Source organism: Rhizobium sp. YAF28 (assembly GCF_052113285.1).
GTDB lineage: Bacteria > Pseudomonadota > Alphaproteobacteria > Rhizobiales > Rhizobiaceae > Rhizobium.
Window position 1 is genome coordinate 176236 of record NZ_JBFRCX010000005.1, and the last position, 12446, is coordinate 188681.

At 61.1% G+C, this 12446-nt stretch carries 9 protein-coding genes and 1 tRNA gene; 1 reads left to right on the forward strand and 9 read right to left on the reverse strand.

Annotated elements, in window-relative coordinates:
- Positions 1-71: 71 nt before the first annotated feature.
- The 7 genes from AB4Z13_RS13245 to AB4Z13_RS13275 form a co-directional block, all read right to left on the reverse strand.
- Complete coding sequence (locus tag AB4Z13_RS13245) at positions 72-2585, reverse strand: GcvT family protein (RefSeq protein ID WP_442206114.1); 2514 nt, start codon at positions 2583-2585, stop codon at positions 72-74.
- A 236-nt stretch (positions 2586-2821) separates the two neighbouring features.
- Entirely contained in the window at positions 2822-3097 is a 276-nt protein-coding gene (locus AB4Z13_RS13250; protein ID WP_442206115.1) for a hypothetical protein, read from the reverse strand.
- Between the two features lie 100 nt (positions 3098-3197).
- Positions 3198-5837, reverse strand: a complete 2640-nt coding sequence (locus tag AB4Z13_RS13255) for a mechanosensitive ion channel family protein (RefSeq protein ID WP_442206116.1) — start codon at positions 5835-5837, stop codon at positions 3198-3200.
- A gap of 91 nt (positions 5838-5928) precedes the next feature.
- Positions 5929-6486, reverse strand: coding sequence for a DUF924 family protein (locus AB4Z13_RS13260; RefSeq protein ID WP_439015848.1), 558 nt, complete (start codon positions 6484-6486; stop codon positions 5929-5931).
- A gap of 33 nt (positions 6487-6519) precedes the next feature.
- Complete coding sequence (locus AB4Z13_RS13265) at positions 6520-7575, reverse strand: sensor histidine kinase (protein WP_442206117.1); 1056 nt, start codon at positions 7573-7575, stop codon at positions 6520-6522.
- Between the two features lie 273 nt (positions 7576-7848).
- Positions 7849-9294, reverse strand: a complete 1446-nt coding sequence (locus tag AB4Z13_RS13270; RefSeq protein WP_442206118.1) for an MFS transporter — start codon at positions 9292-9294, stop codon at positions 7849-7851.
- A gap of 166 nt (positions 9295-9460) precedes the next feature.
- Positions 9461-10540, reverse strand: coding sequence for a glycosyltransferase family 2 protein (locus tag AB4Z13_RS13275; protein ID WP_442206119.1), 1080 nt, complete (start codon positions 10538-10540; stop codon positions 9461-9463).
- A 190-nt stretch (positions 10541-10730) separates the two neighbouring features.
- Here AB4Z13_RS13275 and AB4Z13_RS13280 point away from each other — a divergent pair, with 190 nt between their 5' ends.
- Positions 10731-11420, forward strand: coding sequence for a methyltransferase (locus AB4Z13_RS13280; protein ID WP_442206120.1), 690 nt, complete (start codon positions 10731-10733; stop codon positions 11418-11420).
- 15 nt (positions 11421-11435) lie between these two features.
- On the opposite strand, the gene AB4Z13_RS13285 is transcribed toward AB4Z13_RS13280, so the two are convergent.
- Together AB4Z13_RS13285 and AB4Z13_RS13290 are read right to left on the reverse strand one after the other, a co-directional pair.
- Positions 11436-12089 carry an O-methyltransferase gene (locus tag AB4Z13_RS13285; RefSeq protein WP_113323324.1) on the reverse strand — a complete coding sequence of 218 codons (654 nt, stop codon included), beginning with the start codon at positions 12087-12089 and terminating at the stop codon, positions 11436-11438.
- A 227-nt stretch (positions 12090-12316) separates the two neighbouring features.
- Positions 12317-12392, reverse strand: a tRNA-Lys gene (locus AB4Z13_RS13290).
- Positions 12393-12446 lie beyond the last annotated feature (54 nt).

The window sequence follows — 12446 nt, forward strand, 5'->3', positions numbered from 1 at the left end:
TTGCCATAGCCAGCTATGAAAAAGGCGGCCGATGGTGCGGCCGCCTTTTTCTTGTCAATATGATTAAGAAATCACGTGCGAAGTGCGGCGTTCTCCGTATCGAACGGGCTCTCGCCGACGACAGTTGCGTTGTAGGTCGTGCCGAGGATCTTGATCTTCAGCTTCGTACCTTCCTTGGCGTAATCGGGCCGCAGCATGGCAAGCGCCAGCGAGCGGTTGATGCGGAAGCCGAAGGTGCCGTTGGTGGCACGGCCGACGAGCTCGCCTGCCTCGTTGTAGATCGCTTCCGAGCCGCGCGCATCGACATCATTGCCGGTTTCGACGACGAGCGTCGCGAAGTTCCACTTCAGGCCCTTTTCCTTGTAGGCAAGCAGGCCCTCGCGGCCGAGGAATTCCTTCTCCGGTTTGATGAAGCGGTCGAGGCCGGATTCATAGGCATTGTACTCGATCGACATTTCGCGCGGGATCAGGCGGTAGGACTTTTCCACCGACATGGAGAGCATGGCGCGGATGCCGAAGGGCTTGATGCCGAATTCAGCGCCGGCTTCCATCAGCTTGTCGAAGATGTAGTTCTGCATCTCGATCGGGTGATGCAGCTCCCAGCCGAGCTCGCCGACGAAATTGACGCGCAGCGCATGGGCGTTGGCCGCACCGACGGAGATCTCCTTGCCCGAGAGCCAGGGGAAATCCTTGTTGTCGAGGCTGGTGTGCGTCAGCTTCTTCAGGACATCGCGCGACTTCGGACCCGCAAGCACCAAGACGCCATAGGCCTGGGTGATCGGCGTGAACTTCACGCTGCCGTCTGACGGCAGAAGCTTGCGCATATAGTCGTGGTCATGCGCCTCATAGGCGCCGGCCGAGACGAGATAGAAGGTGCCGGGTGCGCTTTCATAGACGGTGAATTCCGAGCGCACGCCGCCTTCCTTGGTCAGCATGTGGCAAAGCGCGATGCGGCCGCGCTTCTTCGGGATCGCATTGGCAAAGATCGATTCCAGCCATGCGCGCGCGCCCGGGCCTGTCACCAGCGCCTTGGCGAAAGCCGACATGTCGAGCACGCCGACATTCTTGTGGACGTTCACGACTTCGTTGCCGACATGCTCGAAATAGTTCGAGCGGCGGAACGACCACCGTTCCAGAATGCGGCCGTCTTCGGTCGGATCCGAATGATTGTGGTTGGTCAGCACGTCGGCGCCGACGCCGATCTGGTCCTTCGGCAGATCGTAGCCCTCGGGCGCAAACCAGTTGGCGCGCTCCCAGCCATAGACGGAGCCGAAGACGGCGCCGAGCTTCTTCAGCCGGTCATAGACAGGCGTCGTCTTCAGCGGACGGGCGGCTGCGCGCTCCTCGTCCGGATAGTGCATGGTGAAGACGTTGGCATAGGCTTCCTCGTTCTTGGCAATGAGGTAGCCTTCCTTGGCATAGGGGCCGAAGCGGCGCGGATCGACGCCCATCATGTCGACGGTCGGCTCGCCATCGACGATCCATTCGGCAAGCTGCCAGCCGGCGCCGCCGGCCGCCGTAATGCCGAAGGAATGGCCTTCGTTCAGCCAGAAATTCTTGAGGCCCGGTGCGGGGCCGACGATCGGGTTGCCGTCAGGCGTATAGGCGATGGCGCCGTTATAGACCTTCTTGATGCCCACTTCGCCGAAGGCCGGCACGCGGGCGATCGCGGTTTCGATATGCGGCATCAGGCGCTCGAGTTCTTCCTGGAAGAGCTCGTATTCGCTGTCATCGGAGGGACCGTTGACATAACAGACCGGTGCGCCCTGCTCGTAGGGACCAAGCAGCAGACCGCCATTTTCCTCGCGCATGTACCAGGCGCTGTCGGCTTCACGCAGCACGCCCATTTCCGGCAGGCCCTTGGCCTTGCGGGCCAGAATATCGGGATGCGGTTCGGTGACGATATACTGGTGCTCGACCGGGATGACGGGAATGTTGATGCCGACCATATCGCCGGTCTTGCGGGCGAAGTTGCCGGTGCAGGAGATGATGTGTTCGGCGGTGATCTCGCCCTTGTCCGTGGTCACCTTCCAGAGGCCGTCAGCCTGCTGCTCGATGGCGGTGACCGTCGTGTTGCGGTAGATTGTGGCACCGAAGTCGCGCGCGCCCTTGGCAAGCGCCTGTGTCAGGTCCGCCGGCTGGATATAGCCGTCATCGGGATGCTGGATGGCGCCGAGCAGGCCATCGGTCTCACAGAGCGGCCAGATTTCCTTCACCTGCTCCGGCGTCAGGATATTGACCTTCACGCCGATCGTCTCGGCAATACCGGCATAGTACATGAATTCGTCCCAGCGGTCCTTGGTGCGGGCGAGACGAATGTTGGAGACCTGGCTGAAACCGACATTCATGCCGGTCTCCTGCTGCAGTTCCTGATAAAAGCGGACGGAATATTTGTGAATCTGGCCGACCGAATAGCTCATGTTGAAGAGCGGCAGCAGGCCGGCTGCATGCCAGGTCGAGCCTGACGTCAGCTCCTTGCGCTCGATGAGCACGCTGTCGCCCCATCCCTTCTTCGCAAGGTGATAGAGCGTCGAAACACCGACCACGCCGCCGCCGATGACCACTGCCCGCGCATGTGACTTCATGGAGAAATACCCTCTTTTATCGAATGTCCGGCAGCCCATACCGGACGAACTCCCAATATCCGGCGGCTCAAGCCGGACGAACTATCTTCGCGAACTATGCAGCGAGGCCTGCGTCATGAGAGGCCTGTTTACGACATGCGAAAAGCTTGCCGCGACGAGGCGCAAATAGACAAGCGTCAAAAGCCGCAAGGCTCAAAAATTCATAAAAATCGATAGTGGCCGGGCCGAAGCCGCCGTCACTTGATGACGGCGGAACCCTTGACGATCTCGATCGTCTCGTCGCCGGAAAGCCCGATACGGTCGCCATCAGGCGTCGTCATGAAGCAACCGGAGGGGCAGACCCGTTCGGATGCGCCGGCATCCACGACGACTTCCACGCGGTTGCCGCCTTCGGTGACGGTCAGCACCACGGCTGCATCATCCTTGTTGGTAACGGAGGCGGCGAGCGCCAGAGGTGCTGCGGAAAGGAGAAGAAGAAATGCGACTGCGGATCGTGTCACGGTATGCGACATAGGCTACACGCCCTCCCCTGGAGCGCTCGTCGCTGCCCAGCAGCGATCGATTGCCTGAGGTTATAGCGCAAGACCCGTGAATGAGCGCTGAATGACCCGTTCAGCCTTTGAGCTTGCCGTCCGCCGTCTTGCTGCGCAACTGGCGCACCGGCCGCTCGTCTTCTACCGTCTCTATTTCCTTGACCTCGTTTTCAGCCGTGGCCTCCTCGGGCTCATCAGGCTTTTGGACAAGCACCTTCTCCGCATCCGCATCCGCATTCGCCTGCCGATGAATGGTCAGATCACTCTGCGGCAGCGGGATCTCGATGCCCTCCGCCTTGAAGCGCCTGAGGATCTCGATCCTCAGATTGTTGCGCACCGTCAGGCCATCCCCCATATCAGCCAGGAAGAAGCGCAGCTCGAAATCAAGTGAATAAGGCCCGAAGCGCAGGAACTCGACATGCGGTTCCGGATTGCGCAGGATCAGCGGCACGGCCGCCGTCAGTTCCAGCAGGATATCCATCACCTTGCGCGGATCGGCCTCATAGCTGACGGAAACAGGGATTTCCGAACGTCCGAGCTTGTTGCGATGCGTCCAGTTGCCGACGAGCCCGTTGATGAGCTCCGAATTCGGCACGATGATCGACTGCTTACGGAAGGTCTCGATTTCGGTCGCGCGCACCGAGATGCGCTTGACGATGCCTTCGGCCGTTCCCGAAACGACATGGTCACCCACCTTGAAGGGGCGCTCGACGAGCAGGATCAGGCCGGAGACGAAGTTGGAAACGATGTTCTGCAGGCCGAAACCGATACCGACCGACAGCGCCGAGGCAACGAGCGCAAGGTTGGAAAGATCGATTCCCGCCGCCGAGATGCCGAAGATCGCCGCCACGCCGACGCCGAGATAACCGATGCCCGTCTTGACCGAATTGCGCACGCCGAGATCGACATGGCTGCGCGCCATGACATTGCTGTCCAGCCACTTCTGCACCCAGCGCGTTGCGAGATAACCGCCGGCAAAGAGCAGGATGCCGGTGAAGATGCCGACGAGCGAAATGCTGATGCCGCCGAGCCGCACCTCGGTGAAAAGCCGGTAGGCAAGCAGCTGCAGGTCCTGCACGTGGAAGCCCCAGAGCAGCAGGATCAGCGGAATGCCCGTCAACAGCGCCACGGCATAGATCAGCAGGCCGACGACCAGCCCTACCTGATCGATCGCCACAGGCCCGAGCTTGAAGCGGGTCTCGAGAAAACGGCCAAGGAACGTATCGCCGAAATTGTCCTGCCGCGAGATCGCCTTGCCGAGCAGCAGGCCGATATAGGTCGTCACGATGATGGCGCTGGTGATGATGAGCTGGGTGGCGACGAAACGCGCCAGACCCACGTAGCCCGAAAGCGCCGCAAAGATGAGGCCCGCACCGAAGACGCGCAGCAGGATCGCCATGCCGCGCGGCCAGTGGCGGCCCGGCGCATCGGGATCGCCATTCTTCGCCAGCATCGGTTTTCCGAAGGACACGGCAATCAGGATGAGGCCGATGATCAGCGCCGCAAGCAGGCTGCGCACGACGGTCAGGACCAGCGGCGATCCCATCGCCTCGCCGATGGCGCCGAAGAGATAGTCGAGCGCGTTGACGACGGCCATGGCGATCAGGCAGTAGCCGACCGAGCGGGCGCCGAGATTGGAAAGGCGCACCAGCCGCCACGACGGATCATTCGGCGCAAAGACGGCGTTGACGAAGCGGCCGACGAAATAAACAAGGCCGATCGAGCCGAAGAGCGCGCCGATGACGGGCGTGATGTCGCTCCGCAGCACATTGAAGCCGTCGAGGAAGATCAGCGACGTCACCAGCAGCACATCGAGCGCCGCCGTGCGGATCAGCGTCGACCAGAAGGCAAAGGCAAGCCGGCTGATATAGGACGGTTCTTCGACATGGACGTCGCGCCGCAGATACTGGCCGAAAAGCCGGTAGCCGCCGGAGAGCAGGATCAAGGCCGTCGCGAGCGACAGGAAGATCGCCGCAAAAAGCGACAGGCTCTTGAACTTCCAGACGAAGGTGATCCAGCTCGAAAACGTCTGGGAAAACTCGCTCACTTCCTGAACGAAGGCGCTGGTCGCATCGTCGAAAACGGAGACGGAGATTTCGGTGCGCCGGAACAGCGTATCGGCAAAGAGCTGGCGGCGCGTCGCCGTGATCACGTTGGAAAGCTTGGTGATTGCGATCGACAGGTTTTCCGCGTCACCCGTTACGGCATTGATCTGAGAGCGTTCCGATGTCAGCGCATTGCGCTCCTCGGTAACGATCTGCGCTTCCGGCGGCTGCCCGTCCTTCGGCGGTTCGCCAAGCTCGGCCAGACGGCTCTTGATCTGATCGAAACGCGGGCGCAGGCTGACGGAGGTGGCGATAACCCCGCGGCCGAGTTCATCCGTCTGGCCGGCAAGCTCTACCAGAGCGTCGTCATTATCGGCATTCTGCTTGACGCGGTCCTGCAGCGAAGCAAGCTGGTTCTTCGCCTTGTCGATATCCTTCAGCGCTTGGTCGAGCGCGCTGCTGGCAAGGGGCGCCTCGGCCGGCGCTGCCTGGGCCGGGGTTGCCTGAGTCTCAGTTGCTTGGGTCCCAGTTGCTTGAGCCGGGACAGCCTGCGTCTGGGCCTCGGCCGCAGGCTGCGGGGCCTGCGCGAAAGCGGCCTTTCCATCGAGATGCAGGCCGGCAACAGCCAGCGACAGCAGAAGAACGGTGCGAAGCAGCCAGTGTGTCAAGCGCAAGATGCCCCCGCGTGGATTCGTCTCATCAGGTAATTGACCGCTTCTTATAGGAAAGAAAGGCGACAGAAAGGCGGAATTTCCAGATAACGGCTCAGAAACCGGAGCCGGGAAGCGCCAGATACGCCAGTTCGGCCTCGCTCGACTCCCGCCCGACGATGGCATTGCGATGCGGAAAACGCCCATATGTCGCGATCACGTCGCGGTGGCGAAGCGCATAGTCGCGGAACTCCTCGTCGCCGAGCGCGGTAAAGAGCACCACCGAACGATCCTGCTCGGCGAGGTCTTCCGCATGCTCGAACGGCATGTAGAAGAAGGTCCGCCGGATGCCCTCGACGGCCTGATCGGCGCCGACGGCAAGCGCCATCTTCGCCTCGCGCAGCGCCAATCCATCGGTCGAAAAGGCAAGCGGTGTCGCCCGGTAGATGTTACGCGGAAACTGGTCGAGCACGATCACGGCGGCAAGCCTGCTTTCAGGACTGGAGCGCCATTCCTCGGTGACCTCAAGGGCAAGCGACAGGTGGGTTGCGCGAAATCGCGCCCGGATTTCCTCGTCCAGTTCGGCGCTCGAGCCGAACCATTCCTTTCGGCTGCAACGGATGAACCAGAAATCATAGACCTCGCCGGGCGTGCAGACGATATCCGTGTTCATGATCTCTCCCCCGTGAGCTTACAGAAAAGCAGGTCAGCTTACTGTAAAGACCAGTATCGCCTTCGTGCCGCGATGCCCTGGATCGTAGCTAAGTTCGGATTTCAGGCTGCCGGCCATCGCGGTCAAGATCTTCGAGCCGAGACCGGTTCCCTTCGCCGGGCCGGAAGGATCAAAGCCCTGGCCGGCATCTTCGACGGTGACCCTGAGCACATCGCTTTCCTGCTCGACGATAACATTGATCTCACCGGGGCTGCCATCCGGATAGGCATATTTGAAGGCATTGGTGACGAGTTCGCTGACGATGAGGCCGAGCGTGATGACCTTGTCGGTCGCCAGATTGACCGGCTGCGAGGTCAGCACCACGCGATGCGGCCGCTTCTCGTCGCGCATCGAGGCTTCGAGTTCGGTCAGGAGGCTGCTCAGATACTCATCCACCTGCACAGTGCCGACCTGCCGGTTGGTGTAGAGGCGGCGGTGGACGCTGGCGATCGCATTGATGCGCATCTGCGTTTCCTGCAGCGCGTCGATCGCCACCTGGTCGCTGGTCATGGAGGATTGCATGCGGATCAGCGCACCGACGAGGCCGAGGCTGTTGGCGATGCGGTGATTGACTTCGGCAAGCAGCATTTCCGCATGGTCGCGCTGCTGGCGGATCACCTCCTGCGCCTGCGCCGTATCGCGGCGGAATCGCGCCCGCTCCAGCCCCTGTTCGAGGGCCGCGGCCAGAAGATCGAAATAGTCGGGGGAAATGCCTTTCAGAACATAATCGTCGGCACCAGCCTTCAGCGCTGCGACCGCAATGCTCGTATCGCCCGAACCGGTGGCGTAGATGACCGGCGGATGATCAGGCATCGCCGTGATGCGCGGCAGGATATCGAGCCCGGTTTCGGCCTTCAGGAAATGATCGAGAACGACGGCTTCGATACCGCCTTCGGCAAGCACCGCAAGGCCGGTCGCTCCGTCGCTCGCCCATTCGAGCTTGAAGCCGCGACGACCGAGATTCTTCCGCATCAGCAGCGCAAGCTCTTCGTCGTCATCGATATAGAGGATACGGATCGCTTCACCCGTACCGCCTCTGGACTCGCTCATTCTGCCTCCGGGCATTTTCCCGCAGCAATACCGGCTGTGAGGCCGCCGAGTCTTTCTGCATGAGACTGTCGTATTGCATCGGCCAGCGCGCGTAAACAGCACCTGGCCTTTGGTATGATGTGACGCCTGATGCCAGACGGATCGAAGGAGAATGCCATCGAGAATGTCGACCTCTGCCGGCTGCGGCCGGAAGCCCCTCTAAAAAAATTGCGAACACAGATACTGAAAATCAGGCCGTTAACGCAGGGGAAGGCAAATGGTTCCGAGGGTAAGTCAGCTTTTTTGAAAGCGGCGGTGGTGGGAAACTTCGGCACCCGCATCGGCTGAAAGCTGCAGGAAGCGCAGGCAGGACAAAAAACCGATCATGCCAACCACGAAGAAAGCCCAGCGGAAGTCACCAAGAACAGGGTCCGTTGCGCCGCGAAACCCTGCGGAAATGTTGAGCACGGCGGCCGCAACGGCAACGCCAAGCAGCATGGAAATCTGCTGCAGCATGCTCGACAGCGTCGAGGCCGAACTTCTCTGCGCCGGGCCGATATCGGCAAAGGACAGCGTGTTGAGGGCGGTAAATTCCATCGAGCGGGAAAGCCCAGCAATGAGGAGCAGCGCCGAGATGACGACCTCGGGGGTATCAGGTGTCAGAAAGCCGCAGGCGACGATCGAGCCGGCGGCGATGACGCCGTTGAAGAAGAGCACGTTGCGGAAGCCGAAATACCGCAGCAGCGGCGTCGTCACCACCTTCATGCCGAGATTGCCGAGGAAATAAACCAGGAGATAGGTGCCGGCGGCAATCGAGCTCAGGCCGAAGCCAAGCTGGAACAGCAGCGGTAGCAGGAAAGGCGTCGCATTGATCGCCACACGGCAGGCCGTACCCGCCGAAAGCGTCGTCATCGAGAAGGTCTGCACCTTGAAGGCGGCCAGATCGAGCAGCGGATTGTCGACCCGCAGGAAATGCCGCGTCGCCATGACGGAAAGCACGATGCCCGCCACAAGCAGCACGACGAGGGGCACGAAGCCGCCCTGTGCTTTGACTGACAGTTCAAGTGCCGCAAGCAGCAGGGTCAGCCCCGCCGCACTGAGGAAAAAACCCTTGATATCGAGCGGCCCGACCCGTTCCTCGCGCTGTTCCGGCACGAAGCGGAGCACCAGCGCGATGCCGACGAGGCCGATTGGGATATTGATCAGAAAGTTCCAGTGCCAGCTGGCATAGGTGGTGATGAAGCTGCCGAGCACCGGGCCGACCACGGGTGCCGTCAGCGCCGGCCAGGTGATCAGCGCGATCGCCTGCACGAGCTCGGACTTGCGGGCGTTCTTGAGCACGATGATACGCCCGACCGGCGTCATCAGCGCACTGCCCACACCCTGTACCGCACGGGCAATGACGAATTCGGTGAGGTTGCCGGACAGGCCGCAGAACAGCGACGCCACGGTGAAGACGGCAATGGACACGAGAAAGACGCGCCTCGCCCCAAACCGGTCGCCGAGCCAGCCGGAAAGCGGAATGAAGGCCGACATGGTGAGCATATAGACGGTGATGCCGATGCTCATGGCGACCGGCTGCACACCGAAGCTCGTCGCCATCTGCGGCAGCGAGGTGGTCACGATCGTCCCGTCGAGGATCTGCATGAAGAAGGAAACGGCAACGACGAGCGCTACGATCTTCGCCTGGCGGACGCTTGCCGCCTCATCTGTATTCTCACTCGTCTGGACTGCAGTCATCGATCTGCCAAATGCGAATTCCGGATTGCGCGGGAAAAGGCGGGAGAACCGACAGGGCAAGCCGCGCGGAGGGATACAGTCTGCATACGCCCCTTATGCCGGATCGGAAAGGTCAAATGCCGCCAGGTCCGAGACTTTTGTAAACATGTTCGGCAACAATCCGAGATCAGCGGCCAACAGCCGCCTCAAGCGGCTTTGCGCTCACGCTTGCCGTCGAAAGCCTGCCGAGCTCCGACCTGCGGCTGGCGGTATCAAGTTCGGAGAAATCGTCGGGCAATTCGGACGTGACCTCGCCTTGCACCACGCAGTCGATCATGAACATCGGCCGGCGCTTATGCTCCTGCACGAGGCGACCGACATATTCGCCGAGCGTGCCGAGCGCAATCAGCTGGATGGCGCTCAAGGCCGATACGGCAGCCATGATGCTCGACCAGCCGGTAATGACATTGCCCTCGAACCATTGCACGAGCGTATAGATCAAAAGCCCGACCGCAAAGACGGCCGAGATAAGGCCCATCCAGGCGCTGACGCGCAGCGGAATGATCGAGAAACTGGTGATCGCATCGATCGCGAAACGGATCATCTTGCGCAGCGGATATTTCGTCGCCCCGGCATAGCGGGCATCGCGCGTATAACGCGGTGCCACCTGCCTGCCGCCGATCCAGCTCACCATGCCACGGGTGAAACGATGCCGCTCCGGCATATTGAGCAGGATATGGACGATCCGCGCCTTCATGAGCCGGAAGTCGCCGGTGTCCTGCGGGATCGAGATAGAGGTGAGCCGCGTCAGAAGCCGATAGAAGACGGAGGCGGTGATGAGCTTGAACTTCGTCTCGCCCTTGCGTTCGCTGCGCTGCCCGTAAACGACATCGGCGCCCTGATCCATGATCGCCATCATCTCGGCCAGCAGTTCCGGCGGATCCTGCAGGTCGGCATCGATCAGCAGCACGCGCTCGCCGCGCGCCACAGCAAGGCCGGAGGTCGCCGCAAGCTGGTGGCCATGATTGCGCAGAAGCTTGACGCCGAGCACTTGCGGAATGTCAGCTGCAAGCCCCGATATCACGCCCCATGTATTGTCGCTGGAGCCGTCATCGACGAGGATGATCTCGAAGGAGCCGCCAGCTACGGCTTCCGCCGCCGCCTTCGCCCGTCGGCAGAATTCGCTCAAGCCTTCGGCTTCGTTGTAGCAGGGCGCGACGATGGAAAGCTTCGTCTTCACGTCAGCACCATCAACGGATTTGCCCATTTCCACCGAATCTCCTTGCTCCCCGCAGGGCAGCATGACCAATCACCTGAGGGCACACAAGACAGAGCACCCCTGCCCTGATGATCGGCACCCGTGCCTCCGGCGATGGTTTGATATCATGCGTCTGCTTTGCATATTCTAAAGGCGAAGCCGCAAAGTGGATTGCGGAGCATGAGCACAGGGAAGCGTGATGCAGGAAAGAGCACCCGATCTCGGCCGCAGGGCCGCCGGAGCCAACGCCAAGTTTCTCGTGGCCCTCGCCGTCATTGTCTTCCTGGCGGCGGGCACCCTCGCCTATTGGCAAGGCTGGCTGTTCCTCATCAATTTCGCCGCCTGGTCGGCCGGCTCATCGGTCTATTTCTATTATCGACACCCCGCACTTCTGGAAAAGCGCATGCGCGCCGGCCCGGCCGCCGAAACGGAACCGGTGCAGAAGCGCATCCAGCTCTTCACCGGCATCGTGATGGTCGCGCTCATCGTGGTTTCAGCACTCGATTATCGCTTCGGCTGGTCGACCGTTCCGGTATGGGCAATCATTCTCGGCAATCTGCTGATCTCGGCAGGATTCCTGTTCGTCGTCTTCGTCCTCAGGGAAAATACCTTTGCCTCGGCCACCATCCAGGTCTCTGAGGACCAGAAGGTCATCTCCACAGGCCCCTACGCCCTCGTGCGCCACCCCATGTATGCCGCCGTCCTGCCGCTGGCATCAGGCATTCCGCTTGCCCTCTCCTCCCTGTGGGGCCTGATCATCGTGCCGCTGATTTTCATCGGCCTGATCCTGCGCCTCCTCGACGAGGAGGGCCATCTGCGCCGGGACCTGCCCGGTTATGAGGATTACTGCCGCAAGGTGAGCTACCGGCTGTTTCCCGGCCTCTGGTGAAAATCCGCCTGAGACTCAGGGCTCGTACCGGCTGACCTCCAGCCCCGATCCGACCGGCAGCAGCACGCTGGTGATCCCTGGCTTGGTGCGGATGGCCCGGGCATAAATCTTCACGTCTTCAGTCACAGGATAAATCATGTTGTCGGCAACGATGATCGCGCCCGCATTGAGCTTCGGATAGAAGGCCTCGAGGCACGGCAGGTAGAGATCCTTCCAGAGATCGACGAGCACGAAATCCACCTTGCCCCGCAATTCGCGGATCATCGCAACCGCATCGCCCACCCGGAAATCGATATGTTCGGCAAGACCGGCTCTCTCGGCCATCGTCTGCGCATGGGCGGATTTATAGCCATGCACTTCCATGGTGATCAGCCGCCCGCCGGTCGCCCGCGCAGCTTCAGCAAGCCAGATGCCGGAATAGCCGAAGGAAGTGCCGAGCTCGAGAATGGTCGGCGCCGTCAGGCTTCGGACGAGAATGTTGAGAAACCGCCCCGTCTCCGGGCCGACAGCCCGCATCCGCTGATCCTGCCCGCCATCGCGTCCGCCCGGTACCTCCTGGCGCAGAGTGCCACGCTCCTCGTCGATCCGCTGGTGATAGGCACCGAGCACATTGAGCACCTTCTCATCCAGCCGATGTTCGCCGAGATTATTCTGTCTGTCATCGCTCATTGCCATTCCTCCAGGGATAGGCTTGCGACGGTAGATGCCGCAGCAAGGACTTCGCTCCAGCGAGTTAAATACCGGGGGCGTCTTCGGGCAAGCGCAGAATATTTGGAAAGCGGAAACCGCCGATTCCCCGCAAACGGAGGCGGCGGATTCAGAAAAACAGAAAAAGCCAGCAAGCCTTTGACATCAAAGGCCTTGTTTCTGGATTCTGTTCTCTTCGAAGGAGAATTTGGTGGGTGATGTAGGGCTCGAACCTACGACCCGCTGATTAAGAGTCAGCTGCTCTACCAACTGAGCTAATCACCCGTCCGCGCTTGGCTGCGCGGTGTGACGGGGCATATAAATAGGATCGTCCGGCTT

Bases quoted from the DNA above. Each gene is read 5' to 3' on its own strand.
- AB4Z13_RS13245 (WP_442206114.1), bottom strand. From the start codon at position 2,585: ATGAAGTCACATGCGCGGGCAGTGGTCATCGGCGGCGGCGTGGTCGGT.
- AB4Z13_RS13250 (WP_442206115.1), bottom strand. From the start codon at position 3,097: ATGTCGCATACCGTGACACGATCCGCAGTCGCATTTCTTCTTCTCCTT.
- AB4Z13_RS13260 (WP_439015848.1), bottom strand. From the start codon at position 6,486: ATGAACACGGATATCGTCTGCACGCCCGGCGAGGTCTATGATTTCTGG.
- AB4Z13_RS13265 (WP_442206117.1), bottom strand. From the start codon at position 7,575: ATGAGCGAGTCCAGAGGCGGTACGGGTGAAGCGATCCGTATCCTCTAT.
- AB4Z13_RS13270 (WP_442206118.1), bottom strand. From the start codon at position 9,294: ATGACTGCAGTCCAGACGAGTGAGAATACAGATGAGGCGGCAAGCGTC.
- AB4Z13_RS13275 (WP_442206119.1), bottom strand. From the start codon at position 10,540: ATGGGCAAATCCGTTGATGGTGCTGACGTGAAGACGAAGCTTTCCATC.
- AB4Z13_RS13280 (WP_442206120.1), top strand. From the start codon at position 10,731: ATGCAGGAAAGAGCACCCGATCTCGGCCGCAGGGCCGCCGGAGCCAAC.
- AB4Z13_RS13285 (WP_113323324.1), bottom strand. From the start codon at position 12,089: ATGAGCGATGACAGACAGAATAATCTCGGCGAACATCGGCTGGATGAG.